Source organism: Desulfocurvus sp. DL1XJH-121 (genome assembly GCF_054819825.1).
On the sequence record NZ_JBTVWW010000005.1, the window covers coordinates 94,795 to 121,080 of the forward strand.

22 protein-coding genes and 1 tRNA gene are annotated in these 26,286 nt (G+C 66.6%); 9 read left to right on the forward strand and 14 right to left on the reverse strand.

All coding sequences use genetic code 11. The features are described 5' to 3' along the window. Nucleotides 1-291: 291 nt before the first annotated feature. The 5 genes from ACYYG1_RS05320 to ACYYG1_RS05340 form a co-directional block, all read right to left on the reverse strand. A complete protein-coding gene (locus tag ACYYG1_RS05320; protein WP_461209248.1) occupies nt 292-903 on the reverse strand; it encodes an FmdE family protein in 612 nt (203 codons plus the stop codon). Between the two features lie 20 nt (nt 904-923). Continuing rightward, nucleotides 924-1,676, reverse strand: a complete 753-nt coding sequence (locus tag ACYYG1_RS05325; RefSeq protein WP_461209249.1) for an ABC transporter ATP-binding protein — start codon at nt 1,674-1,676, stop codon at nt 924-926. Continuing rightward, nucleotides 1,673-2,743, reverse strand: coding sequence for a FecCD family ABC transporter permease (locus ACYYG1_RS05330; RefSeq protein WP_461209250.1), 1,071 nt, complete (start codon nt 2,741-2,743; stop codon nt 1,673-1,675). Before ACYYG1_RS05330 ends, ACYYG1_RS05325 begins: the two co-directional genes overlap by 4 nt. 1 nt (nt 2,744) lies before the next feature. Then, nucleotides 2,745-3,875 carry an iron ABC transporter substrate-binding protein gene (locus tag ACYYG1_RS05335; protein WP_461209251.1) on the reverse strand — a complete coding sequence of 377 codons (1,131 nt, stop codon included), beginning with the start codon at nt 3,873-3,875 and terminating at the stop codon, nt 2,745-2,747. 182 nt (nt 3,876-4,057) lie between these two features. Then, on the reverse strand, nt 4,058-5,008 hold the full coding sequence (locus ACYYG1_RS05340; RefSeq protein ID WP_461209252.1) for a hypothetical protein: 951 nt from the start codon (nt 5,006-5,008) through the stop codon (nt 4,058-4,060). A 563-nt stretch (nt 5,009-5,571) separates the two neighbouring features. Between ACYYG1_RS05340 and ACYYG1_RS05345 the strand changes: the two genes are divergently transcribed. Together ACYYG1_RS05345 and ACYYG1_RS05350 are read left to right on the forward strand one after the other, a co-directional pair. Further along, nucleotides 5,572-5,868, forward strand: coding sequence for an SHOCT domain-containing protein (locus ACYYG1_RS05345; RefSeq protein ID WP_461209253.1), 297 nt, complete (start codon nt 5,572-5,574; stop codon nt 5,866-5,868). A 163-nt stretch (nt 5,869-6,031) separates the two neighbouring features. After that, nucleotides 6,032-6,574, forward strand: coding sequence for a periplasmic heavy metal sensor (locus ACYYG1_RS05350; protein WP_461209254.1), 543 nt, complete (start codon nt 6,032-6,034; stop codon nt 6,572-6,574). A gap of 52 nt (nt 6,575-6,626) precedes the next feature. On the opposite strand, the gene ACYYG1_RS05355 is transcribed toward ACYYG1_RS05350, so the two are convergent. Then, nucleotides 6,627-6,720, reverse strand: a tRNA-Sec gene (locus ACYYG1_RS05355). 271 nt (nt 6,721-6,991) lie between these two features. On the opposite strand from ACYYG1_RS05355, the gene ftsH reads away from it, so the two are divergent. From ftsH to priA, 7 genes are all read left to right on the forward strand, one after another. After that, nucleotides 6,992-8,941 carry an ATP-dependent zinc metalloprotease FtsH gene (gene ftsH, locus ACYYG1_RS05360; RefSeq protein WP_461209255.1) on the forward strand — a complete coding sequence of 650 codons (1,950 nt, stop codon included), beginning with the start codon at nt 6,992-6,994 and terminating at the stop codon, nt 8,939-8,941. Nucleotides 8,942-8,954: 13 nt separating this feature from the next. After that, complete coding sequence (gene folP, locus ACYYG1_RS05365) at nt 8,955-9,854, forward strand: dihydropteroate synthase (RefSeq protein ID WP_461209256.1); 900 nt, start codon at nt 8,955-8,957, stop codon at nt 9,852-9,854. After that, nucleotides 9,851-10,603, forward strand: a complete 753-nt coding sequence (cdaA, locus tag ACYYG1_RS05370; protein WP_461209257.1) for a diadenylate cyclase CdaA — start codon at nt 9,851-9,853, stop codon at nt 10,601-10,603. Before folP ends, cdaA begins: the two co-directional genes overlap by 4 nt. A 182-nt stretch (nt 10,604-10,785) precedes the next feature. Then, complete coding sequence (locus tag ACYYG1_RS05375; RefSeq protein ID WP_461209258.1) at nt 10,786-11,697, forward strand: CdaR family protein; 912 nt, start codon at nt 10,786-10,788, stop codon at nt 11,695-11,697. A gap of 46 nt (nt 11,698-11,743) precedes the next feature. Continuing rightward, nucleotides 11,744-13,096 (forward strand): phosphoglucosamine mutase, encoded by a 1,353-nt coding sequence (glmM, locus tag ACYYG1_RS05380; protein ID WP_461209259.1) that lies wholly within the window; start codon nt 11,744-11,746, stop codon nt 13,094-13,096. Nucleotides 13,097-13,149: 53 nt separating this feature from the next. Continuing rightward, nucleotides 13,150-14,019, forward strand: a complete 870-nt coding sequence (gene galU, locus ACYYG1_RS05385) for a UTP--glucose-1-phosphate uridylyltransferase GalU (RefSeq protein WP_461209260.1) — start codon at nt 13,150-13,152, stop codon at nt 14,017-14,019. A 91-nt stretch (nt 14,020-14,110) separates the two neighbouring features. Continuing rightward, entirely contained in the window at nt 14,111-16,513 is a 2,403-nt protein-coding gene (priA, locus tag ACYYG1_RS05390) for a replication restart helicase PriA (RefSeq protein ID WP_461209261.1), read from the forward strand. A gap of 530 nt (nt 16,514-17,043) precedes the next feature. On the opposite strand, the gene ACYYG1_RS05395 is transcribed toward priA, so the two are convergent. The 8 genes from ACYYG1_RS05395 to ACYYG1_RS05430 all read right to left on the reverse strand — a co-directional run bounded on the left by ACYYG1_RS05395 (nt 17,044) and on the right by ACYYG1_RS05430 (nt 26,186). Continuing rightward, nucleotides 17,044-18,759 carry a cytochrome b/b6 domain-containing protein gene (locus ACYYG1_RS05395; protein ID WP_461209262.1) on the reverse strand — a complete coding sequence of 572 codons (1,716 nt, stop codon included), beginning with the start codon at nt 18,757-18,759 and terminating at the stop codon, nt 17,044-17,046. Between the two features lie 42 nt (nt 18,760-18,801). Continuing rightward, a complete protein-coding gene (locus ACYYG1_RS05400) occupies nt 18,802-19,296 on the reverse strand; it encodes a cytochrome c3 family protein (protein WP_461209263.1) in 495 nt (164 codons plus the stop codon). Between the two features lie 67 nt (nt 19,297-19,363). After that, nucleotides 19,364-20,965 (reverse strand): flavocytochrome c, encoded by a 1,602-nt coding sequence (locus ACYYG1_RS05405; RefSeq protein ID WP_461209264.1) that lies wholly within the window; start codon nt 20,963-20,965, stop codon nt 19,364-19,366. Nucleotides 20,966-20,979: 14 nt separating this feature from the next. Beyond that, complete coding sequence (locus ACYYG1_RS05410) at nt 20,980-21,342, reverse strand: hypothetical protein (RefSeq protein ID WP_461209265.1); 363 nt, start codon at nt 21,340-21,342, stop codon at nt 20,980-20,982. Between the two features lie 297 nt (nt 21,343-21,639). Next, nucleotides 21,640-23,559, reverse strand: a complete 1,920-nt coding sequence (locus ACYYG1_RS05415; protein WP_461209266.1) for a sigma-54-dependent Fis family transcriptional regulator — start codon at nt 23,557-23,559, stop codon at nt 21,640-21,642. 44 nt (nt 23,560-23,603) lie between these two features. Then, the gene (gene rnhA / locus ACYYG1_RS05420) at nt 23,604-24,071 is read right to left on the reverse strand and encodes a ribonuclease HI (RefSeq protein WP_461209267.1); all 468 of its coding nucleotides are present in this window, start codon (nt 24,069-24,071) and stop codon (nt 23,604-23,606) included. Beyond that, nucleotides 24,068-24,580 carry a hypothetical protein gene (locus ACYYG1_RS05425; RefSeq protein ID WP_461209268.1) on the reverse strand — a complete coding sequence of 171 codons (513 nt, stop codon included), beginning with the start codon at nt 24,578-24,580 and terminating at the stop codon, nt 24,068-24,070. Before ACYYG1_RS05425 ends, rnhA begins: the two co-directional genes overlap by 4 nt. 226 nt (nt 24,581-24,806) lie before the next feature. Then, nucleotides 24,807-26,186, reverse strand: a complete 1,380-nt coding sequence (locus tag ACYYG1_RS05430) for a phosphomannomutase/phosphoglucomutase (RefSeq protein WP_461209269.1) — start codon at nt 26,184-26,186, stop codon at nt 24,807-24,809. Nucleotides 26,187-26,286: the final 100 nt, after the last annotated feature.

Sequence of the window (26,286 nt, forward strand, 5' to 3'; positions counted from 1 at the left end):
TGGGACCGTATTTTCCGGCCTTCGTGGCCGGATACGGGTAGGACTGGATATAACCTCCAGGGGCGTTCAGTCAAGTAACAGCTTCATCCGGGCCCGGGAAAGGGCGCGTACGCGGGCGGTTATGGCCTCCGCGCCGTTTCTCGGGTCGTGGAAACTGCCTTTTCGCGCAGGCCGTTCAAAAATAGTGAGATGCAAGGCGCAAGGAAAATTCAAGACCGAAGCGTACTCCCCGTACGCGAGGGTTTGAATTTTTCGCAGCAACGAAGCAGATTGCTGTTTTTCAACGGCCTGCTATATCTTTTGGTCCTCTTTCATGAAGCAGGGGATGCACAGGGTGCGGCCGCCCAGCAGCCGGGCCTTGGATTCCATGACCCGCTCCCCGCACGCCGCGCAGGTCAGGCTGGAGAGGATGTGCGCGCCCCGGGGCAGGGTGAACTGCGGTTCCTGGATCTCGAACATTTCCTCCAGGTCTAGGTCCATGTAGGCCCGCTGCTGGTCCTCGCGCAGGTGGAACAGCTCGTGCTCGTCCTCGTGGGTGGCGCCGTTCTCGCGCATGCGCGCCTGGAGCTCCTTCATGCGGTTCATCATGTCGCCGCAGGACTCGTGGCGGAACAGGGCGCGGAAGCCTTCGCCCGTGGCGCGGTTGAAGAAGGTGAAGGCCACCTTGCCGTGGTCCTTGACGATGAGGTTGCCCTTGCCCAGGGTGCAGCCCGTGAAGAACTGGATGGCGTCCACCGCGCACATGTCCGTCTCGGTGACGGCCACCAGGTCTTCGTCCCCCGTGGGGCCGAAATGCAAAAGCGCGAGTTCGGCCGCGCGGATGCCGATGGCCAGGCCGGGGCAGGAGTGGCCGTGGAAGGCGATGACGTCGTCGATGGCTTCGGGGCGGATACGGCAGGGCATAGCTGGTATTCTCCTTGGTTTCAGGCGGGAACGATTACGGGGTGTCCGTTCACATGGTGGATGTCCACGGGCAGGCCGTAGACCGCCTCCACCATGTCCGGGGTCAGGTCGGCCACGCTGCCAGCGGCGAAGATGGCCCCGTCCTTGAGGAATAGGTACTTGTGGGCGAAGCGCAGAGCCGTGTTCAGGTCGTGCATGGTCATCACCGCGGCGATGCCGTGGCCGTCCACCACGTGCCTGAGCATGGTCAAAATATCCACTTGGTTCTTGAGGTCCAGGGAGCTGGTGGGCTCGTCCAGGAGCAGGAGGCGCGGCTCCTGCACCAGGGCCCGGGCGATGGAGACCTTCTGGACCTCGCCGCCGCTTAAGGAGTCGATGTGCCGGAGCGCCAGCCTGGCCAGGCCCAGGCGGCGCAGGGCCGCGTCCACGATTTTGAGGTCCTTGTCCGAGACCTTCCAGCGGATGTGCGGCTTGCGGCCCATGAGCACGGCGTCGAACACCGTGAGCCGGGCGGTTTCCGCGCGCTGGGCCACGTAGCCCACGCCCAGGGCGATGTCCGCCGGGCTCATGCGCAGCACGTCCCGCCCGTCCACGTACACGGCCCCGGCGCGGGGCCTGTGGATGGCGTTGATGCATTTGAGCAGCGTGGTCTTGCCTACGCCGTTGGGGCCCAGGATGACCAGCAGTTCCCCGGGCTCCACGGAAAAGCGCACCTCGTCGAGCACCGGGTGTCCGTTGTAGGAGAAGGTCACGCCGTCCACGTTGAGGATCATCGGCCCCTCCCGCGAATGATCAGGGCGATGAACACGGGCGCGCCCATGAAGGCCGTGAGCACGGACACGGGCAGCACGTGGGGGGCCAGGATCAACCGGGCCACGGTGTCCGAGACCAGCAAGAGCAGCCCCCCGCCCAGGATGCAGGCCGGGAGCAGGAAGCGGTGGTCCGCGCCGATGAGCCGGCGCACCATGTGCGGCACCACCAGGCCCACGAAGCCGATGACCCCGAGATAGGCGATGGTCACGGCCGTGAGCAGGCTGGCCGCCAGCATGCCCATGAGGCGCAGGCGCTCCACGCGCACGCCCAGGCCCTTGGCGGTCTCGTCCCCGGCGTCGATGGCGTTGTAGTTCCAGCTGTTGGCCAGGAAATACAGGCAGGTGGCGGCGGTGATGGAGGCGATGACCCCCAGCTCCGCCCAGGACGCCCGGGCCGTGTCCCCGAAGGTCCAGAAGACCATGGCCGCCAGCTGGATGTCGTCGGCGAAGTATTGCAGGAACATGGTCCCGGCCGTGAACAGGGCCGACAGGGCCACGCCCGTGAGCACCATGACCTCGGGGGAGGCCCCGCGCACGCGCGACACGCCCACGATGACCCCGGCGGCCACGAGGCTGAAGACGAAGGCGGCGGCCGTGGTGGTCAGGGGGCTGGTCACGGCCACGGCCCCCACGTTGGAGGAGCTCATGACCCCGCCGCCCAGAAACATCACGGCCAGGGCCGCGCCGAAGGCAGCGGCGTGGGAGATGCCCAGGGTGAAGGGCGACCCCAGGGGGTTGCGCAGGATGGACTGCATCACCGCCCCGGCCACGGCCAGCCCGGCCCCGGCGGTGATGGCGGCCAGGGCCTGGGGCAGGCGGATGTTCCAGATGATGACGTCGAAGCGCTTGGACACGCCCTCGCCCAGCAGCGTCCTGACCACGTCCCCGAGGGGCACGTTGGCCGCGCCCAGGGACACGGCCACCACCAGGGCCGAGATCAGGGCCAGGGCCGTGGCCGCGATGAACAGGGTCTTCAGGCCGATGTAGCGCCTGTAGTTCTCGGGTATGACGCCGTCCGCGAAGTGCATCCTAGTCCACAGGCACCGGCTGGAAGGCCAGGCCGCCGAAGAGTTCGTTCATGCGCGCGAATTCGGGCTCGCCCACCAGGAAGGCGTAGATCTCGTCGGCCTTGGCCGCCGGGTCCACGTCCCGGAAGCGGTCCGGGTAGGCGGTCTTGCCCACGAAGTAGGCGTTGGCCAGGATGGACCCGAAATTGCGCGAGTACCAGTTGTAGGGCAACAGCCCGTAGACCTTGTTGTTCTTCACGGCGGTGAGCGTGCGGTAGGCCGGGTCGGTCTTCAGTTCGTACAGCCCGCCCGCGCCCTCGCCTATCTGCAGGGTGGAGAGGTCCAGGAACAGGATGTCCGGATTCCACTCCACGATCTTTTCCTTGGCCACGTCGGAGTGGGCCAGGTCCTTGCCCTTGAGGCCCGCGGTGTGCGCCGGGTTGTTGATGCCCGCGAATTTGAAGGGCGGGTACCCGGGCTCCGTGGACTGGTAGCCGTGGGGCCCCTTGTGGGCCACGCCGCCCACGAAGGCCGTGGGCCGCTTGTCCTGGGGGATGTCCTTGGTGCGCGCGGCCAGCTCCGCGATGTGCCCGTCGAAAAAGGCGATGAGTTCCTCGCCGCGCTCAACCTTGCCCGCCACCTGGGCCATGATGCGGACGGCCTGGTAGAAGTCCTTCCTGTGCGCGCCCAGGTCCCCGTAGTTCATGGTCACCACGGGGATGCCCGTCTTGGCCTGCAGCTCCACGGGGTCGTGGCCCATGGTGGGGTAGGTCTTCAATATCACCTGGGGCTGCGGCTCGAGGGTCAGGATGCGCTCGGGGTCGTCGAAGCCCCGGAACCCGCCGAACACGGGGAACTTCTTGAATTGCGGGTTGGCCAGGGCATAAGGCCGGGCGTCGAACATCCTGCGCCGGGTCTCGATGTCGTCCACGCCCGCGATCATGTCCTGGGACCGCAGATAGGTCAGCAGGCGCAGGCAGCCAGGGCCCGAGCAGATGACGCGTTCGACCCGCGCGGGGATCTCCACGTCGCGGCCCAAGGCGTCGGCCACGGTGCGCGCGTCGGCGGCGCGCGGCGCGAGGGCTAGGCCGGCCAGGAGTGCAACGCATACCAGGGACAGGGGAATCCGTGCTTTTCGGGCATTGAAGCGCATGAGAGACTCCGTTTTCAGTGATTATACGAAGTTTTAGGTGTTCAAGTTGTTACGGATATGGAGAAAGTATCTGATGGGTAGCCGATTCCCGAAGCCGGTGTCAAGGACGCTCGGCGAAGGGAAAAGAAAAGCCCCGTGAAACGGGGCTGTTGTATTCGTCAGACCTGAACCGGGGCTGGGCGTCACATGCTGGCGCTGTGCATGCCGCAGGGCGGGGCCAGGGCGGGGAAGAGCATGGCGAAACGGCTGACCGTGATGTCCGCCAGCGGGGCCTGGACCTCGGGCATGGTCGCGGAGCTGAACGTGGCGGATTCCTGGTCGAAGCGCACGGTGAGCGGCGCGGGCTCCGGGGTTTGGCCGTCGCAGGGGCTTTTGCGGATGGGCGGTGCGATGCGCAGGGGCCTGCCGTCCTCGCCGGGCATGGTGAAGACGTGGGAAACCGTGGTCAGGGATTCGATGTCGCCCTGGGGGCTGAAGCCAAGGGAGTTGACGTCCCCGGTGATGCCGATGGCGTCGGGGTCGAAGGCCAGCAGTTCGCCCAGGGGGGTGGCCACCGGGACGGGGCGGGCGGGCTCCAGGGACTTGAGCGACCCGTCGTCGTGCAGGGCCACGCCCACGCGCGCGGGCAGGGGGCCGCAGGGCGCGGGGACCTCGATTTCCTCGTCGGGCCACAGCGTCAGGCTGCGCAGCGCGCCCCGGGGGCTCAGGTACACGGCGATGCATTTCGCCTCCACCGGGCCCCAGGGCGCGGGAAGGGCGATGGGCGCGGCCAGCTTGGCCTCGTCCTCCTGGGTCCAGTAGCCGCTGAGGCAGCCGTTGAGCGGGAAGAGGCGGCGCAGGGCGCCGTCCGCGTACAGGGTCACCTGCTCGGCGGGCAGTTTTCCAAGGGGGGTCGAGATGGTGGTCTGCTCCTCCAGGGGCACGGTGCGCAGCATGCCGTTCACATGGAACGACAGCGCGGGGAGCTGCCGCTTGCGCAGGGTGTTGGCCGTGTGCTGCGGCACCAGCTCCCCCAGCGGCGTCTGCAGCGGGCAGCGGGACGCCGCGATGCACGAGCGCACGGAGCCGTCGGGAAAGCGGGCGATGCTGGGCAGGGCCTCAAGGGGGCCGAAAGGAGTTTCAAGTATTGGCATGGAAACCTCCAGACCGAGGCGAAGCATAAAGTGTTCCATGTCTACTGTTCTGAATTTATAGCTATTTTTTTAGGCATCGCATGACGGCCTGCATATCTGTCACGCCAAAAACGTAAGGTTCGACGAATTTGTAGGCTTTCCAGGGCCGTTCGCATTTGGGTGGGAATAGGGGAGGGCGGTTGCCGACCTGGTGTAACTGCTGCATGTACAATTATTGCACATACCATGTGCATGTACATGCACTTGTGCAATCGCGTGTCCCAGGTGCGGCGCTGCAATAGGCGGATGGAGTATTAAATGGCCATGAATATAAAGAGTTATTGCCCATGCAGGCAGGATGCCTCCGGGGGAAGGGGGCTTGATGTATGGATGTCTGCTTCTTTAATTCGCTGAAATAAAAAATCTTATTTTAAGATGAGGGCCTTAGGCCGATGCGCATTCCGGGTGTGAATCGTTGTGGATGAAAAATTAAAATCAATAATTTGAATATCTTGTGAATGGCATGGATTGTGCTGCATACAGAGTGGTTTTTAACGCAAACTGGTAATCAAGGAGAGATACAGATGGCTATCAATGACGTGTTCACCCCGCTGGCTCAGGCGCACATGTACGGCGGCGACGGGGCCGGGTGGTCCCATATGATGTTTGGACAGGCCGGCGGCTGGATGCATCCGTTTGGCGGCATTCTCATGCTGCTGCTCGTCGTCGCTGCCGGAGTCGTCCTTTTCCGTGCGTTCGGCGGATCGAATTCCGCCTGCGCGCCCACGCGGCAAACGCCGGAGGAGATTCTCAAGTCCCGTTTTGCCCGGGGCGAGATAGGCAAGGAGGAATACAAGGAAATGCTCGCGTCGATCCGTTGAGCGGCGACTCGTCGCTGCATGGGAGTCTGTGAGCGGGCCTGCCGAGCCGGTGCGTTCCTTGTCTGTGAAAAGTGCCGTGCGTGTTGCTTTTCGACTGACACTGTGTAGTATGGAAGATGGAGTTTTCTGTGCGTACACGCTCAAAACAGTGCAGGAGGTCGAAATGAGAATTTTTCCTAGGATGTTACTGCTTGCTCCGTTGCTCCTCATCTTGGCCGTTGGGGTCGGGTATGCCCAGATGGGCATGTCGCCCGGGCAGGGCCAGCGGCATATGGGCGGAGGCCAGGGCTACATGATGGATGGCCAGGGCTACCAACAGGGCAATCCCGGAATGGGGTACGGCTATGGCCCGATGATGGGCGGCTACGGCATGTTCAACCAGGGGACGCCCGAGCAGCAGGCCGAATACCAGAAGGTGTATGATAAGTATTGGCCCGCGCTTCGTGAGCTTGCCCAGGCGACGTGGGCCAAGAGCGCCGAACTGAATGCGGCGCTGGCCCAGAAGAAGATCGACCGGAGCAAGGCGGATGGCCTGGCAAAGGCCGTCGGCGAATTGGTCACGGAGTCCTATCGCAAGCAGGTGGAGATGACCATCGACCTCAACGAAAAGGGGCTTCCCTATTATCCCATGGGGATGATGGGCCCTGGCCACATGATGGGCGGCGGCCATATGATGGGCGGACAGGGAATGTATCCCTATCGCTAGGCCCGTCGTCCGCAACGAAAAAAAGCCCCGCTTGGCGGGGCTTATTTTCGTTTGGCGGAAGCGTATAGGAGTCGAACCTACCTGCGGGGATCAGCCCGCACAACAGTTTTGAAGACTGCGCGCCACACCGGTGACGAAACGCTTCCGTGCTGGCTGCCTGATAGCAGCGTTCCCCGGCTTTGACAAACATCGGCCATTGGCTCAGGAAACGGCACAGGGGCGGGGCGCTTCCCCTCGGCGGCGCCCCGAACCGCGTGGACAGGGGCGGGCCGCTGTGCTAATGTAATAAGCCAGTGGTATATTGCCCGAATCAAGGAATAATCCCCCCGGCCATTGCCTGAGCGTGGTTCGGGTCTTATAGTCCGCTGAGGCCGCGAGCGCGTCCTCCCTCACAGCACGGACACAGGAGAAGGAAACTTGAATAATTTCAGCAGAAATCTCTTCCTCTGGGCGGCCATCTCCCTGGTCATGGTCGTCCTTTTCAACCTGTTCAACCAGCCCCCGCAGTCCCAGTCGCGCATGAGCTACACCGAGTTCATCCAGAGCGTGGAAAAGGGCTCGGTGGAGGAAGTGACCATACAGGGCCAGAACATCTACGGCCGCACCCAGGACGGCACGCGCTTCTCCAGCTACGCGCCCGACGACCCGGGCCTGGTGCAGCGCCTCATCGACCGAGGGGTGCAGGTCACGGCCGAGCCCAAGGACGATTCCCCCTGGTACATGACCCTGCTCGTGTCCTGGTTCCCCATGCTGCTGCTCATCGGCGTCTGGGTCTTCTTCATGCGCCAGATGCAGTCCGGCGGGGGCAAGGCCATGAGCTTCGGCCGTTCCAGGGCCAAGATGATCACCCAGGACCAGACCAAGGTCACCTTCGCCGACGTGGCCGGGGTGGACGAGGCCAAGGAAGAGCTTTCCGAGATCGTGGACTTCCTCTCCGATCCGCGCAAGTTCACCCGCCTGGGCGGGCGCATCCCCAAGGGCGTGCTCCTCGTGGGCCCTCCCGGAACGGGTAAGACGCTGCTGGCGCGCGCCGTGGCCGGCGAGGCCGGGGTGCCCTTCTTTTCCATTTCCGGCTCGGATTTCGTGGAGATGTTCGTGGGCGTGGGCGCGTCCCGCGTGCGCGACCTGTTCACCCAGGGCAAGAAGAACGCCCCCTGCCTGATCTTCATCGACGAGATCGACGCCGTGGGCCGCCAGCGCGGCGCCGGCCTGGGCGGGGGGCACGACGAGCGCGAGCAGACCCTGAACCAGCTCCTGGTGGAGATGGACGGTTTCGAATCCAACGAGGGCGTGATCCTCATCTCCGCCACCAACCGGCCCGACGTGCTGGACCCGGCGCTGCTTAGGCCCGGCCGCTTCGACCGCCAGGTGGTGGTGCCCACCCCGGACGTGCGGGGCCGCAAGCGCATCCTGGACGTGCATACCCGGCGCACCCCGCTGGGACACGACGTGGACACCGAGGTCATCGCGCGCGGCACCCCGGGCTTCTCCGGCGCGGACCTGGAGAACCTGGTCAACGAGGCCGCCCTGCAGGCCGCCAAACTGGGCCGCGATCAGGTGCTCATGGAGGACTTCGAGCAGGCCAAGGACAAGGTCCTCATGGGCAAGGAGCGGCGCAGCGTGATCCTCACCGACGAGGACAAGAAGACCACTGCCTACCACGAGGGCGGCCACGCCCTGGTGGGCAAGCTCCAGCCCGCTTCGGATCCGGTGCACAAGGTTTCCATCATCCCGCGCGGCATGGCCCTGGGCGTGACCCAGCAGCTGCCCGTGGACGACCGCCACAACTACAGCCTGGACTTCATCGAGGCCACCCTTTCGGTGCTGCTCGCCGGTCGCGCCGCCGAGGAGCTGATCTTCAACCAGCGCACCACCGGGGCCAGCAACGACATCGAGCGGGCCACGGACATGGCGCGCAAGATGGTCACCCAGTGGGGCATGAGCGAGGCCGTCGGGCCCCTGGCCCTGGCCGAGAAGGACGACTCCGTGTTCCTGGGCCGGGAGATGATGCGCCACAAGGCCCACAGCGAGGAAACCGCGCGGCTCATCGACGCCGAGATCAAGCGCATCGTGGAGGAGGCCAACCAGCGGGCCATGAGCCTGCTCAAGGACAACCTCGACATGCTGCACGCCATCGCCGAGGCGCTGCTCGAGCGCGAGACCATCTCCGGCGGGGACATCGACCTGCTCATGGAGGGCAAGCCCCTGCCCCCGGCCAACGGGCTGAGCAACGGCAAGGACAAGGACTCCTTCGGCAAGGTCATGGACGGCGAGGCGGGCGCCACGAGCGCCCCGGCCGACGACGCCAAGGAAATGGAATTCAAGCTGGAGCCCGACGACGACGGGGCCCCGGACAAGAACGAATAGGAAGCGCGTAGCAATGCAGGATCGGGTTCTGTGGAACATCACCGGGGGAAGGGTCTTGGGCCCTGCCCCCTTTTTCGTTGTGGGCATCATCAACGTCACGCCGGATTCCTTCTATGACGGTGGGCGGCACCAGACCCTGGACGACGCCGTGGACCACGGCTGGCGCATGGTCGTGGACGGGGCCATGGTCCTGGACGTGGGCGGCGAGTCCACCCGGCCCTACGCCCCCCACGTGGACACTGAGACGGAGCTCAAGCGCGTGCTGCCCGTGGTGCGCCAGCTGGCCGACACCCTGAACGAAGAGGGCGAGGAGGCCGTGGTCTCCGTGGACACCTACAAGGCCGACGTGGCCGCCGCCTGCCTGGAGGCCGGGGCGGCCATCGTCAACGACGTCTCGGCCTGCCGCTTCGACCCGGGGCTCATGGACGTGGTGGCGCAATACAAGCCCGGCTACGTGCTCATGCACTCCCAAGGGCGGCCCGGGGACATGCAGGACGCCCCGCACTACGGCGACGTGGTGGACGACATCCTGGCATTTTTCGAGGAGCGCCTGCGGGCCCTGTCCCACGCGGGCGTGCCCGAGGACAACGTGGTCATCGACCCGGGCATCGGCTTCGGCAAGACCCTGGAGCAGAACCTGCAGATCCTTTCCAACATCGAGGCCTTCGGGGTCCTGGGCCTGCCCGTGTTCGTGGGCCTGTCCAACAAGTCCATGTTCGAGCACCTGCTGGGCCTGCCCGTGAACAACCGCCAGGTGGCCACCCAGGCCGCCACGGGCGTGCTGGCCTCGCGCGGGGTGCGCATCCACCGGGTCCACGACGTGGCCCTGACCATGCAGACCCTGGCAGTGGCCGAGGCCATGCGCCCCGGCCGCAGGGTGCTTGTGGCCAGAGGGGGTGTCGACCAGGGATGATCGACCTCGGCTGGCTCCAGATATCCTGGCGGGAGATAGCGGACATCGCCCTGGTGGCCTTCGTCTTCTATCGCCTGATGCTCCTGGTGCGCGGCACCAGGGCCGTGTCGGTGTTCTGGGGCCTGATGCTGGTGGTGGTCGTCTTCTTCCTCTCCGGCCAGTTCGGCCTGTTGACCCTGAACTGGCTTTTGGCCCAGTTCCTGGGCTCCTTCTTCATCGTGGTCATCATCCTCTTCCAGCGCGACATCCGCAACGCCCTGTCCCAGGTGGGCGCTGGCGGGCTCTGGAAGCGCTCATCGGGCGTGCGCGAGGACGTGTTCAACGAGGTGGTCTCGGCCCTGACCGTCATGGCCGACAAGCGCGTGGGCGCCATCGTGGTCATCGAGAAGCACGTGGCGCTGGGCGATTTCATGGACAAGGGCGTGGCCCTGGACGCCAAGATTTCCGCCGATCTCCTGCGCACCATCTTCGACACGCACACGCCTCTGCACGACGGGGCCGTGGTCATCCGGGGCGAGCGCATCGCGGCGGCGGGCTGCATCCTGCCCCTGTCCGTGGGCGTGCGCAAACGCGCGGCCTTCGGCACGCGCCACCGCGCGGCCCTGGGCGTCACCGAGGAGACCGACGCCGTGGCCGTGGTGGTCAGCGAGGAGCGCGGCGAGATCACCGTGGCCATCGGCGGCAGGCTCACCGCCGCCCTGGACGGGGTGCGGTTAAAACGAGTTTTGAGAAGAGCTTGGGAAAAGTAGGCAGACTGTTGAAAAACGCACGATCGCTGGCGCTGCTTCGTTGCTTCGGGAAAGACAAACCCTCGCGTATTTGGATACGCGTCGGCCTTGTCTTTCCCTCGCGCCTCGCACTCGCACATTTTTGAACAGTCTGCCGGGAAAACCCTGAATACTGTAACGCATGGATTGAGGCACAAGACGGCATGTTCTCCAACTGGCAATACCGGCTCCTGGCCCTGGTTCTGGCCCTGGCCTGCTGGTACATCGTCACGGGCCGCGAGAAGGTCGAGGCCTGGGTCGACGTGCCCGTGGAGATCGTCAACGCCCCCGAAGACCTGGCCATCCAGGGCGACGGGCTGCCCACGTCCATCAAGGCCCGCATCCGGGGCTCCCGCGCCCTGATCCGTTCGCTCACGGAAAAGCCCAAGGCCTACAGCCTGGACCTGTCCGAGCTGGCGCCCGGGGAGAATTCGCTGATCCTGGAGAAAAAGAACCTGACCATCCCCATGGCCCTGGAGGTGGTGGACATCGATCCCCAGCGCCTGACCGTGGCGGCGGACAGGCTCGTGTCCCGGTCCCTGCCCGTGAAGCCCGTGTTCAGGGGCGGCCCGGGCGAGGACTTCGAGTTGGCGGCCGAACGCTCCGACCCCATGCGGATAACGGTGCGCGGCCCCGAAACCGTGGTGGGCAAGCTGGACGAGGTGCCCACCCTGTCCCGCGACGTGAACGCCACGGGCCCGGGGGAGGTGGTCTACGAGGTGGGCCTGGCCCTGCCCGAGCGGGTGACCTCCGACGTCGCCGGCGTGCGCGTGGCCCTGCGCTACGCGGCCAGGACAAAGGCCGTGTGGATCCGCCTGCCCGTGAAGGTCCTGCCGGAGAACGTGGAGGGCCGTAGCGTGTCCCTCAAGCCCACCACCGTCCAGATCCAGGCCGATGTGCCGCTCACCCTGCTCAGGCGCGAGGACTTCAAGTCCCTGTTCCTGGTCACGGCCATGGCTCCGGCTTCCTTCAAGGAAGGCAGGCATTTGGTGCCAGTGAACCTGCGCCTTCCCGAGGGCTGCGCCCTCAGGAAGACCGTGCCCGAAATGGTGGAAGTCCGGGTCAAAAAAGGCTAGCATGCCCTCCTTTGCTTGGTGGCAGCATCCCTGGAGCGAGGAATCCATGACAGAACGCATTTTCGGGACCGACGGCCTGCGCGGACGGGTCGGCTCCTTTCCCATGCTGCCGGAGACCGTCCTCAGGCTGGGCCTGGCCGCGGGCCAGTATTTCCGCAACGGAAAGAAGCGCCACAAGGTGCTCATCGGCAAGGACACCCGCATCTCCGGCTACATATTCGAAAGCGCCCTGACCAGCGGCTTCTGCGCCGCGGGCATGGACGTGTACCTGGTGGGGCCCCTGCCCACCCCGGCCATCTCCTTTCTGACGCGCAACATGCGCTGCGACCTGGGCGTGGTCATCTCCGCGTCCCACAACCCCTTCGCCGACAACGGCATCAAGTTCTTCGACTCCGAGGGGTTCAAGCTGCCCGACGCCGTGGAGGACGAGATCTCGGCCCTGGTGCTCAACGAGAACACGGTCTGGGACCAGCCCGCCCCGGACAGGGTGGGCAAGGCCCGGCGCATCGTGGACAGCCCCGGCCGCTACATCGTGAGCCTCAAACACTCCTTCCCCCAGGGCGTGACCCTGGACGGGGTCAAGATCGTGCTGGACTGCGCCAACGGCGCGGGCTATCGCGTCGCGCCCATGGTCTTCACCGAGCTGGGGGCCGAGGTGGTGCTCATGGGCGCCGAGCCCGACGGGCTGAACATCAACGAGTGCTGCGGCTCCCTGCATCCCGAGGCCCTGGCCCAGCGCGTGGTGGCCGAGGGCGCGGACGTGGGGTTGGCGCTGGACGGCGACGGCGACCGGCTCATCGTCAGCGACGAGAAGGGCGTGATCCTGGACGGCGACCAGCTGATGGCCGTGTGCGCCATGGACAAGCTGGAGCGCGGCGTCCTCGACGGCGGCCTGCTGGTGGCCACCGTGATGAGCAACATGGCCCTGGAAGTCTTCATGCGCGAGCGCGGCGGACGGCTGCTGCGCACCAACGTGGGCGACCGCTACGTGGCCGAGGCCATGCGCCGCGAGGGCGCGGCCCTGGGCGGCGAGCAGTCCGGGCACCTGATTTTCATGAACTATTCCACCACGGGCGACGGCATCCTGGCCGCCCTGCAGCTGTTGCGCGTCATGCGCCTGAAGGACCGGCCCATGTCCGAGCTGGCCCACCTCCTGACCCCCTATCCCCAGGAACTGATCAACGTGCCCGTGAAGAGCAAGCCGCCCTTCGACACGGTGCCCGCGCTCAAGGACGCCGTGGCCCAGGCCGAGGCCGAGCTGGGCGACACGGGGCGGGTGCTGCTGCGCTATTCCGGCACCGAGGCCAAGGCCCGGGTCATGGTCGAGGGCCAGGACGGGGCCCAGGTCCGCCGCCTGGCCGAACAGCTGGCGGACGTGGCCCGCGACGCCTTGCGTTGACCCGGAAAATCGGTATCTTGGGACAGCACAGGACATCAATCAAGGAGACCCTCATGGACATCCGCAAAGTGGTCATTCCCGTGGCCGGTTGGGGCACGCGCTCCCTGCCCGCCACCAAGAACGTGCCCAAGGAACTCCTGCCCATCTATAAGAAGCCCGTGGTCCAGTACGTGGTGGAGGAAGCCATCGCCGCGGGCATCGGCGACGTGATCTTCGTCACCAACCAGAACAAGACCATCATCGAGGACCATTTCGACTACAACCTGGTGCTGGAGCGCCTGCTGGAGCGCAAGGGCAAGACCGAGGCCCTGGCCGAGGTGCGCCGGGTTGCGGAGCTGGCCAACATCATCTCCGTGCGCCAGAAGGTGCAGCTGGGCCTGGGCCACGCGGTGCTCTGCGCCCGCGAGATCATCAAGGACGAGCCCTTCGCCGTGATGGTGGGCGACGACCTGATGTTCGGCATGGACCCGGGCATCCGCCAGCTGGTGGAAGTGGCCAAGGCCGAGCGCCTGGCCGTGGTTGGCGTGGTGGAGGTCCCCAAGAACAAGGTGGACCGCTACGGCATCATCCAGGGCGAGGAGTTCCGCCCCGGCGTGTTCCGCGTGCGCCAGATGGTGGAGAAGCCGTCCATCGAGGAGGCCCCCTCGCAGCTGGCCGTGGTGGGGCGCTATCTGCTGACCCCCGACGTGTTCGAGCACCTGGACGACATCGGCCCGGGCGTGGGCGGCGAGATCCAGCTCACCGACGCCCTGGAGCGCATGGCCCGGGAGAACCGCCTGCTGGCCGTGAAGCTCCACGGCCGCCGCTTCGACGCCGGGGACTGGACCGAATACCTCACCGCCAACATCTATTTCGCCCTGCAGGACGAGGAGCTGCGCGACAGCCTGGTCAAGAACCTGCAGGAACTTCTGTCTTGCAAATAGCTGCCTGGGGCCGCATTCTGATCCCGCCGCGCGGCGTCCGCCCGGCGGGATTTTTTCGCTCCGCGGGCGGGCCCGGGCGCACAGGGGAGCCATGACGTCCTTTTTCTGGCAGGTGGCGCTGCCCTGCGCCCCGCACGAGACCTACACCTACGCCGAGCCCGAACATCTGCCGCCGGACACCTGGCGGCCGGGCCTGCGCGTGCTCGTGCCCGTGGGCAATTCCACGCGCCTTGGGGTGCTCTGCGCCCGTCTGGACCAGCGCCCGGCCGACCTGCCCGGGGACGTGCGCGTGCGCGGGCTGCTCTGGCCCGTGGAGCGCGAGCCCCTGCTCACGGAGGACTACATGGCCCTGGCCGCCAACCTGGCCGCGCGCCAGATGGAGCCCTTGGGCCGGGTCCTGGAGAATCTGCTGCCCTCTGGCCTGCGCGCCGTGGGCTTTTCCTTCCGCGTCTACGATGCGGCCTTTCCCGCGCGCCTGACGCCTGCGGCCCTGCGCGCCCAGACGCCCGAGGGGCTGGCCGCCCTGGCCGCGCTCTGGGCCGAGGGGCGCATGCAGGTGGCCGTGTCCAAGCGCCACGACAAGGCCCAGGAATTCTGTTCCCTCACCGCGGACCCGCCCTGGGCCGTGCGGCCCACGGCCAAGCGCCAGATGGAGATCTGCGAATACCTCTGGGACAACGGCCCCACCCCGCGCCCGGCGCTCATGGCCGAGCTGGGGCAGGGCGCGGCCCAGTCCCTGAACCGGCTCATCGCCTCGGGCCTGGTGGCCGTTGGCCCGGCCCCGGAGTTCGCGCCCCAGGATTGCCCGCCCGACGGATGCGAGGGCCAGGCCTGCCTCCTGCCCGAGGACGGGGCGGGGGAGGGCGGCGGCGATTTCGCCCCCACCCCGGAGCAGGCCCGGGCCCTGGGGACGCTCGAGGCGGCCCAGGCCTCGGACGCGCCCCGGCCGCATCTGGTCTACGGGGTCACGGGCAGCGGCAAGACCCTGGTCTACCTGCGCCTGGCCGAACAGGCGCTTGATGCAGGGCGTTCGGTCCTGCTCCTGGCGCCCGAGGTGGCCCTGGCCTGCGCCCTGCACCGGGCGGCCCAGGCGCGTTTCCCCGGGCGCGAGGTGCTCCTGTATCACGGCTACCAGCCCCCGGCGCGGCGCGAGGAGGCCTTCAAGGCCGTGGCCGCCAATGGCGGTGCGCGCCTGGTGGTGGGCACGCGTTCGGCCCTGTTCCTGCCTTTGCGCGGCTTGGGCCTCGTGGTTCTGGACGAGGAGCACGACGCCTCCTTCAAGCAGGAGGAGCGTCTGCCCTACCAGGCCAAGGAGGTGGCCCATTTCCTGGCTCGGCGAGCGGGCGCGCTGCTGGTCCTGGGTTCGGCCACGCCCGACGTGAAGACCTTCCAGGCCGCGCAGGCGGGCAGCGTGGGCCGGGTGGACATGCCCAGCCGCGTGAGCGGCAACGGCCTGCCTCCGGTGGAGTTGGTGGACCTGCGCACCGAACCCCCCGAGGACGGCCCCCTGGCCCCCTCGGCCCTGGCCGCCCTCAAGGACACCGTGGCCCGGGGCGAGCAGGCCGTGATCCTTCTCAACCGCCGGGGCTACGCGCCGGTCATGTACTGCCTGGACTGCGGCAAGGTGGCCCGCTGCTCCCACTGCGACGTGGGCCTGACCTACCACAAGGCGCGCGAGCGCCTGGTCTGCCACTATTGCGGGGCCTCGGAGCCCTTTCCCCGGATTTGCGAATGCGGGGGCGCGAATTTCCTGCCCATGGGCGAGGGCACGGAGAACGTGGAGGAGACGCTCTCGCGTATCCTGCCCCCCGACGCCGGGGTCCTGCGCCTGGACCGCGACTCCACGCGCCGCGCCGGGCGCATGGACGAGATCCTCGGCGACTTCGCCGCGGGCAAGGCCCAGGTGCTGGTGGGCACGCAGATGCTCTCCAAGGGCCACCACTTCCCGGACGTGACCCTGGCCCTGGTGGTGGACGGGGACCTGGGCCTGAACGTGCCGGACTACCGCGCGGCCGAGCGCATGTTCCAGCTCATGGTCCAGGTCTCGGGCCGCGCCGGGCGCGGGGACAGGCCGGGCCGCGTGCTCATCCAGACCCGCAACCCGGACCACTACTGCTGGCGCTTCGTGCTGGCCGCGGACTACGAGGGCTTCTTCGCCGAGGAGGTGGCCAAGCGCAGGCGCTACTCCTACCCGCCCTTCACGCATCTGGCGCTGTTGCGCCTGAGCTACCCGGCGGAGCGCGAACAGGGCCGCGAGGTCATCATGGGCCTGGCCTCGGTGCTGGCCAAGCTGGGCGCGGAGCAGGGCGTGCGCGTCCTCGGACCGGCCCCCTCGCCCATCGCCCAGATTCGCGGGCGCATGCGTTTTCAGTGTCTGCTCAAGGGCGACGACTGGCTGAAGATTCGCAGCCTGTATGCCGAGGCGCGGCGGCGGTTGCCGGCGAAGCTGGGCATCCGCGTGAGCCTGGATCAGGACCCGGTGAATATGTTGTAGGGGGGGGCGTGCTTTTTGTCGTGGCGCAAACCCCCTTTTCCCTGTCGCGTTCTCGGGCCGGGAGGCTCTTCACTGACGCCCCGGCGCGTGGCGCGGGAGAGCACGTTTGGTTTTGCGCTAAAAAAACTCGGCGTCCGGCCAATCCGATCACCGTGGCGACGCGGAGGCGTATCGTGCAGCCCCGCAGGCACGCTTGGCTTTCATGGGAGGACGAGCCTCGGTGTTCCCATGGCTCTAAGGGAGCGGTATCGCCTTCTCTCCAAAAGGGAGGCAAGGGGGGGCAGAGACGCCTGGTCCCTGCCTCCAACCTCCCTGTTCCCCCACACGCAGGCACAACACACCAAGATACCCCGGCAAAACCAAAGCTGGATATCTCGGCTGGCGCGGGCTCCAGCCTTCGGGATTTTCGGCCGCCGGGCCCGAAAATGCGACGGAGCCCGGCGCTTGGGTGCGCCGGGCTCCGTGTTTGAGGAGGAGCTGAGCTGCGGCGCGGGAAGTGTGCCTTCCCGCGCCGCCCGTTGTTGGGGTTTCTAGTCGTCGCCCTTGGGTTTGCCCGTGAACATGCTCCTGAGCAGGCTCAGGGGGCCGCCCTCGCCCGTGGTGGCCAGGTAGGCGTGCCCGATCAGGAAGACCAGGGTCAGCCAGGCCAGGGACACGTGCAGGGTGACGCATGTCTGCCGCCCTCCGGCCCCGAAGACCTTCTCCGGGAGCGAATCCGGGGCGAACAGGGCCAGGCCCGAGATCAGGAGCAGCGGCAGGGCCACGTACATCAGGGCGAAGTACGTGATCTGCTGCAGGGCGTTCAGCCTGTGGCCGCGGGTGGCGTGTTCGGGATGCTCCCCGCCTCGGAAGATGCCCCAGGCGTAGAACATCGCCTGCGCCGCGGCCCTGTCCGCGAAGCCCTTCTTCAGCGGCCAGTACTGGATCACGTCGCCGGTGGCCAGGGAGCGCAGCAGGAAGCAGATCCACCACGCGGCCAGGGCCACTCCCAGCCCCCGGTGCAGGGCGTCCAGGGCCTGGAGGCCCATTGAGCCGGCTCCGCCGCTGTAGTGCAGGCTGAAGCCCGAGGCCAGCAGGGCCAGGATCAGCAGGGCGTTGATCCAGTGCCAGATGCGCAGGGTCAGGGGATGGACCACGGCGTCTTCGCTGAACGCGACCCCGCCCGGTCCGGCGTGGGCCGCTCTCCGGGAGACCATCCGCAGGCAGGCGTGGGCCGCGAGCAGGGCCAGCACCGCCAGCAGGAGGTTGCCGAAGCTGCCGTCCAGGGCCTTGTCCCGGGTGGCGCCGATGACCAGCATCCCGTCCAGGAACCCGGCGTTCATGAAGCCGTAAGGCGAATCCGGGCGTCCCTCGCGTTCCTTCATCATTTGGCCGTTGGTCTTGACGAGCTCGGCGTCGTCGAACAGGCCCTTGCCCAGCATGGAGAACGCCTTGCGCTCGTCCCGCGAGACGTACAGGGTCGTGTTCAGGGCCGATTTTTCGCTGTGGCACACGTTGCAGTCGCGCAGGGAATCCTTCTTGGGCAGGATTTCGTGCATGCGCGCGCCCTGGCCCGCGCTGTGGCAGTCCACGCAGCGCACGGCCGAGTAGTGCATGTTCTTGTTGAGCATCATGCTGTGGGCCAGGTCCTGGTCCAGCATGCGCTTGCCGGAGAGGCGTTCGAAGCCTTCCTTGTCCGTGTGGCATTTGAGGCACTTGTTGTTGGAGAAGGCGATGTCCGCCTTGATCGCCCGGATGGATTCCTTCTTGGCCGTCATGTGCGGGTCGTGGCAGAAGCTGCAGCGGTATTCCTTGTTCTTCTTCTTCAGCTCCCGGACGTGCACGCTGTTGGCGAACTGGGCTTCGATGTCGCCGAACATCTTGCCGTGGCAGGACAGGCAATCCTTGGCCAGCTTGTCCTTGAAGTTGTGCGGCGCCTGCTCGAAGGCCTTGGCGTCGGCGCCCTCGTGGCAGCTTTGGCAGGACTGCCCGGCGTGCACGGAGCGCGCGTAGAAGTCGCGGGGCACGTGCAGATCAAGAGTCCTGCCGTGCTGGGTCTTCCATTGCAGTTCCTCCTTTCCGTGGCAGGAAAAACACTTTTCGTTGTCCTTGCCGGCCTTGGCGCGTTGTTCCCCGGCGAGTTCGTGCAGGGTCTTCTGCGACGTTCCCCCGGCCGCGCCGTCTTCGGCCAGCGCCGAGCATGTCCACGGCATCATCGTGGCGATGAGCAGCGCTGTGGAGATGATGGATATCAGTGAACGGAACATTCATATTCTCCTCTCATGTGTGTACGCCATGCGCTCCAGCGCTCACGGGACCTTGTATTCGAAGTGGTGGCAGGTCTTGCAGTACAGCTTGGACTGCCCGTGTTCCCGGTGGCACATGTCGCACGGGATGTCCTTTTCCCAATGGGGGGAGTCGTGCGGGTTGATGGTGTGCTCCTTGTCGTCCTTGTGCTTGGTCTCCCAGAGCTTGGCCACGTCCGCGGGCGTGCCGTGGCAGTTGGAGCAGTTCTTGGTGTCCGCCGGGCCCGTGGGTTCCTTGACCCCGTGGCACAGCTCGCAGTTGGCCCCGTTCTGGTGGATTTTCTTGTGGTAGTCCTTGAGGCCCACCCGGCCGTAGATCTTGTCGGAGGCCCAGTAGAGGAGGTTTTCCCTGAGGGAGTTGTCCTTCATGGCCTGCTCGGCCAGGGGCGGTTTGTCCTGGGCGTTGGTCTGGGCCAGCGTCCCGCCCCCCAGGAGCGCGATCAGGCAGATGCACGCCCCGAGCAGAGCGATGATCCGGCGTGTGGATATGTTCTTCATGATGGTTCCTCGTTCGGTGTCGGTTAACTGGGCCGCGGGGCCGGGCCCGCGGCGCGTCCTGGCCGCGTCAGCGGCTGACGGGTTCGTTGCTGGCCGCGTACTTTCCGGCCCTGCGGCCCATGACCAGGGTCTCGGTGACGGCGCAGCTGCCCAGGCGGCTGGCGCCGTGGATGCCGCCCGTCACTTCGCCCGCGGCGAAGAACCCGGCGATGGGCTTGAAGTCCTCGGAGTGCAGGACCTGGGCGGAGGCGTTGATCTGCACGCCGCCCATGCAGTGGTGGACCTTGGGCCAGGCGCGAACCGCGTAGTACGGGGGCTTGTCGATGGGCGTGGCCGTGGCCACGGGCTTGCCGAATTCAGGGTCGGTCTTCTTGGCCACGTAGGAGTTGTAGCTCTCCACCGTGGTCTTCAGGCCCTGGGGCGGGATGCCGTAGTGGGCGGCCAGCTCCTCGATGGTCGGGAAGCTGCGCACCACCTGGTATTTGAGGCACCTGTCCAGGGTCGGGCAAGCCTTGACGCCTTCGCTGTCCGCCAGGACGATGGGGTAGACCGGGGCTCCCTGGGCGTCCACCTTGGTCAGCATGATGTCGGCGCGGGTCTTGCGGTCGGCCAGTTCGTTGACGAAGCGCTTGCCCGTGTTGCCCTCCACCATGATTCCGTAGCGGAAGCCCGACTGGATGTTGAACATGGAGGCCGTGCCGAAGCCCTGCTCGTCGGGGCAGGCCCAGGGGCCGAGCTGGATCCAGGATATCTGCACCGGGATTGCGCCGATGCGGAAGGCCGCGCGCATGGCCTCGGCCGTGGCGCCGGGCTGGTTGGTGCTGTCCACCTTGCCGGCCAGGCGCGGGTCCTGGGCCGCGCGGAAGTTCTCGTCCTGGCTGAAGCCGCCCGTGGCCATGACCACGCCCCGGCGGGCCTTGAACAGCCGCTCCTGGCCGCTGGCCTCGTCCGGGAACCTGTAGTCGTCGCGCACGCGCACGCCGATGACGCGGCCGTCGTCGTCGACCATGAACTCCTCGACCTTGCAGCCCGTGCGCAGGGTCACGCCCTCGGCCCTGGCCGTGTTCACCAGCGGCCGGACGATGCCCGAGCCCGAGGCGTTGTGGGTCAGGTAGGTGCGGGGCACGGAATGGCCGCCCATCCAGGACAGCTTGGGCTTGAACACCGCGCCGCACTGGGTCACGAAGCGGTAGGCGTCGTAGGAGCCCTCGGCCACGATGCGGGTCAGTTCGGTGTGGTTGATGCCGCGCCCGGCCTTGAGCATGTCGGCCATCATCAGGTCGATGCTGTCCTTGACGCCTTCCTTTTTCTGCAGGTCGTTACCGGCCACGGCGAACAGCCCGCCGTTGATGCACGAGTTGCCGCCGAGCACGCGCATCTTCTCCACCACCAGCACCTCCGCGCCCGTCCGCTTGGCCTCGATGGCCGCGGACAGGGCGGCGAAGCCGCTGCCGATGATGATCACGTCGTACTCCATGTCCCACTTGGTGTGGGGCAGGGCATTCCTGCTCACGGGCATGCTTCGCCCCAGGCCGGCGGCCTGGGCCTGCACGCCGCCCAGCACGGCCGCGCCGAGGATGGCCCCGCCGCTGGCGAGCATGGCCCGCCTGCTCAGCGTGGCGCCGCCCTGGGCCGCCTGTTCCTTGGATCGTGTCTTTTTCGAAAGCATGTTCGGCATCCTTGTTAGATTGTTGCGTGGTTGTAGCTGACGTCCACGGCCGGCCCGGCCAGCAGCCCCCTGAGGTCGCCCAGGTCGGCGATGCCCAGGAACCGGCGCTGTTCCAGGCCGGCGAAGAAGAGCAGATAGGCGGGAGCGCCGGGAATCTTCAGCTGGTTGGAGAAGTAGTCCAGGAACTCCGGGTCGAACACTTTGACCTTGAGCTGGTCCTGGCCGTAGGTCTCGGCCACGGTGATCAGGTCCTGGAAGACCCTGTTTGTGAGGTGGATGGGGTGCAGCAGCGCACAGATCACGTTGCCTCTTTCCGAAGCGATGAGCTCGTTGAACCCGGCCGGGGTCAGAAATTCGAGAACCGTAACGTGTTTCATGCCCGAATCCTCGCGAGTTTGAGGACCGGGCTTCAAGAAGGGTGCCAAGCAGATATGTCAGATAACTAGCTTGAATAATTGAATTGACTCATTCAGCTGTACAGGGGGAAGTGTTACTGTGATGGCCGCGCGTTACAGAAAGTGTAACCCTGGGTTACACAATGGCCCCTGCGCGGAGCGCGGCCGGGCGCTGACAGGCCCCGGGCGGGGCGCCGGACGGGAAGAAGAGGAGGGGGGACGGGCGGTTGCCCGGGAAAACTGTAACTCGGGGTTACACTCTCGCGGCGCGCGCGGGGCTCAGACGCCCAGCTCGCGCAGCCAGCGGTACAGGGTCGTGCGGCTGACCCCCAGGGCCCTGGCGGCCCGGGCCTTTTTGCAGCCGGATTTCTCCATGACGCGCAACAGCTCGTCCCGCGAGGGCCTGTCGGGCCCGGCGGGGCGCCGGGCCGCGCCGGCCCCGGCCTCGGCGGACTCGATCATGGATCCGGGCAGGTCCTTGGCGTGGATGATGCGTCCGTCGCACACGGCCATGGCGTGCTCCACGCAGTGCTTGAGCTCCCGCACGTTGCCCGGCCAGGGGTGCTCCATGAGCAGCTTCATGACCTCCGGGGTCACCACCTGCACGCGCTTGTCGAAGGTCTTGTTGAAGAAATCGATGAAATGCTCCACCAGCAGCGGGATGTCCCCGCTGCGCTCGCGCAGGGGCGGGATGTGGATCTTGATCACGTTCAGGCGGTAATAGAGGTCCGCGCGGAAGTCGCCCTGTTGGATCTTGGCGCAGAGGTTGGCGTTGGTGGCGGCGATGATGCGCACGTCGGCCTTGATGGGCCGGGATTCGCCCACCCGTTCGAACTCCTTGGTCTCCAGGAAGCGCAGCAGCTTGAGCTGCACGGCCGGGGAGATGTCCCCGATTTCGTCCAGGAACAGGGTGCCGCCCTCCGCCGTCTGGATGCGGCCCACCCGGTCGTGCAACGCGCCGGTGAAGGCCCCGCGCACATGGCCGAAGAGTTCGCTTTCCAGGAGGTTCTCCGTGAGGGCCGAACAGTTCACGCAGACCATGGGCTTGCTCTTGCGCGGGCTGTTGTAGTGCAGGCTTTCGGCCACCAGCTCCTTGCCCGTGCCGGATTCGCCGGTGACCAGGACCGTGGACATGACTTCCTGCAGGCTTTGGATCAGGGAGAAGACCTTTTGGATCTGGGGGCTGCGGCCGATGATCTTGCCGAAGCCCAGGCGGCGTTTCTGCTCGTGCTCCAGCCAGACCAGGCGGGAGATGTCCTTGATCACCAGCACCGCGCCGCAGAATTCGTGGGAGGCGTTGACCAGGGGCGTGGCGTTGAGCTCCAGGCGCTTGGCCGGAGTTTCGCCCGGGAAGGCGTAGCCGATCTGGAAGTCCTTGACCGAGCGTCCCAGGGACAGGGTCTGCTGCAGGACGTCCACAAAGGGGTTGGGATCCCCGCTGAGGATTTCGGCGATGTGCCTGTCACGGGTCTGGACCGCCACGGTGCCGCTCATCTTCCAGAAGGCCTCGTTGCAGGTCAGGATGCGCATGTCCAGGTCCACGGTGACCATGCCGTCGGGGATGCTGTTGAAGACGGCCTCCAGATGGTTGCGAAGGTTCTCCATCTCGTGATGGGTGCGCCGGTAGTCCGCCCTGGCCTGGCCCATCTCCAGGGCGCGCCGGGCGTCCCGCATGAGGCCCAGGACCGCGAGCGCGTCCTGGGGGAGGTAGTCGGACCGCTTGTTGGCCAGCCCGCAGAACCAGACGGCGTCGCCGCCCTCCAGCACGGGCACGGCCAGGTGCCGCGTCACGAAGGCGTGCCCCAGGATCGCGGTCCCGGCTCCGCCGGGGCCGGAGCAGTCGTTGTGGATCTGCGGCTCCCCGGCCCGCAGGGCCAGGTCCCAGAAGGGGACGTCCGCGCAGGAAAAGCAGCCGGGCCCATTTCCGTCGCCCCAGGTGAGGGCGCCCCGGGGCGCGCTGGCCAGGACCCGCACGCGCCCAGGCCTGTTCCCGGCTTCCCCGAGATAGCCGAACTGGCTGTCCGTGAGCGCCATGGCCTGTTCCAGGGCCAGGCGGGCCAGGTCCTCACCGCTGGGGGGCTCCAGGCGGTATAGGCGCAGCGCGGCCTCCCGGGCCCGCTGCCCGGAGGAGGGCGCTTGTTCGGCGTTCTCGCGGTGGTCGGGGTCGGCGGATGCGGAAGAGTGGTTTTTCTTGCCCATGGCCTTTCTCGTGTGCGCGCAGGAAAGGGGCTGACGGGGTGCGCTTACGCCCCGGGGTCCTTGGGTTGGCCGGGTTTGGCCGCCTGTGTGCGGGCCAACACATCGCAACGCTCGTTCTCCACGTTGCCCGCGTGGCCCTTGACCCACACGTAGTCGATGTCGTGCGCGGCCAGGAGCGGGTCCAGGCGCAGCCAGAGGTCCTGGTTCTTCACGGGTTTCTTGGCCGCGGTCTTCCAGCCGTTGCGCTTCCAGTTCTTGAGCCAGCCCTGGCGGATGGCGTCCAGGAAGTACTTGGAATCCGAGTGCAGGATCACCTTGCGGCCGCCGTTGAGGGCCTCGAGGGCCTCGATGACCGCGGTCAGCTCCATGCGGTTGTTGGTGGTGCCGCTGAATCCGCCGCTGAGCTCCTTGCGCAGCTCGCCGCAGATGAGCACCGCGCCCCAGCCGCCCGGGCCGGGATTGCCCAGGCAGGAGCCGTCGGTGTAGATGGTCACGGTTTTGTCGTCGGTCATTGTCCTTCCTTTGCGGGGGAGAGTCCGGTCATGCGCTCCCAGATGGTCTGCAGGGTGTGCATCAGCCCAGTGGGCCAGGAGTCGGATTCGAAAAAGGGCTGCATTTCATCGTTCAGGGTCTGTTCGAAGTCCGGGCCCAGGGTGTTCTCCACCCAGGGCGGGAACACGGCCACCAGCCGCCGGGACGCGGTGTCCACGCCCAGGTACAGGCTCTTGGCCTTGAGATCAGGAGGCTCGGGCGTGCCCTCGGCCACGCGCAGCACCAGGTCCAGGCCCAGCTCGTCGCGGAACAGCTTGGCCATCTCGCGGAATTGGGCCTTCTGCTCCGTGGACAGGGATCCGGACTTGTCCAGCACGGCCGAGCGGCTCTGGATGTCCTCCAGGGCGTTGTCGAAGTGCAGGGTGTAGAGCCAGCCCACGCCCACAAAGACGCAGACCAGGAGCATCATCCGCAAAAAGCGGGCCCCGCTGGACTCTTCCCTGTTCCTGGGCAGGAGATTGAAACGCATGCTTGGTCCTCGCGTGCTGCGGGCGCACCGTCATGCGCCCGAAATAAGGGGGAAATCTACGTGCCGCCCCTCGGGCCGTCAAGGCGCGGTTCAGACGGCACTTGTCCCGCGGGCCGTTCAAAAACAGTGAGATGCAAGGCGCAAGAACAGTGCAAGCCCGACGCGTATCCCAATACGCGAGGGTTTGCACTGTTCGCAGCAGCGAAGCGACGCCGCAGATCGCTGTTTATGGGCGGCCTGCCGTCATTTCGGTGATCCAGAGGGCCAGCGGCTCCTCGATGACCGCGCGGATCTCCTCCAGGCGCTCGGGGCTCTCGGCCTCGAAGCGCAGCACCAGCACGGGCTGGGTGTTGGAGGCCCGCAGCAAGCCCCAGCCGTCCGGGAACACGATGCGCACGCCGTCCACGTCGATGACGTCGTAGTCCTTTTTGAAGAACTCCTGGGCGCGGCGCACCACGTCGAACTTCACGGCGTCCGGGCAGTCGCGGCGGATTTCCGGGGTGTTGTAGGTGGCCGGCCAGTCCGCGAGCATGCCGGACACGGGCGCGCCCGCGTGGCGGGCCACGATGTCCACCATGCGCAGGGCCGCGTAGTGGGCGTCGTCGAACCCGTAGTAGCGGTCCGCGAAGAACATGTGCCCGCTCATCTCCCCGGCCAAGAGAGCCCCGGTCTCCTGCATGCGGGCCTTGATCAGGGAGTGGCCCGTGGCGTTCATCACGGGCTCGCCGCCGTGGGCCTCGATGTCCTGGTACAGGAGGTGGGTGCACTTGACCTCGCCGATGATGGTGGCCCCGGGGTGGCGGGAGAGGATGTCCCGGGCGTAGATGGCCAGCAACTGGTCCCCGAAGATCATCTGGCCCTTCTCGTCGATGACCCCGATGCGGTCGCCGTCCCCGTCCAGGCCCACGCCCAGCTCCGCGCCCTCGGCGGGCACGCGGCGGATGAGGTCCTGCATGTACTTGGGCACCACCGGGTCGGGGTGGTGGTTGGGGAAGCTGCCGTCGGGCTCGGTGTACTGCTCGATAACCTCGGCCCCGATGCGCCGGAGCAGCTTGGCGCAGACCAGGCCGCCCGCGCCGTTGCCCCCGTCCAGCACCACCTTCACGGGCCGGGGCAGGGTCACCTGCGCGGCCAGGTCGTCCAGGTACGAGGGTTCGATGTCGTGGTGCGAGGCCGTGCCGCCGCCCGTGGCGAATTTCCCGGAGTCCATGATGCGCCAGACTTCCTGGATCTGTTCGGAGTGGATGGTGGTCTCCCCGGCCCAGACCTTGAAGCCGTTGAACTCCGGCGGGTTGTGGCTGGCCGTGATCATGACCCCGGCCTTCTTGCCCAGCTTCTTGACCGCGAAATAGAACAGCGGGGTGGCCACCATGCCCAGGTAGATGACGTCCACGCCCGTGGAGGTCAGCCCCTGGATCATGCGTTCCTGGTACTCGGGCGACGAATGGCGGCAGTCGTGGCCCACCATGGCCTGGTTGTGGCCCTTGGACAGGAAATACGTGCCACAGGCCCGGCCCAGCTCCTCCACCCACTCGGGGTCGAAGTCCTTGTCCACCACGCCGCGAATGTCATAAGCCCTGAATATTTCCTTGTTAACGGGTTTCATCCGTCCTCCAGTATGGTATTCATGATTTGCGGACGGCGCGTTTTGCACCGTCTCCGGCGCGGGCGCGCCCGTCCAGGATCATCTGTACCACAGGACCACG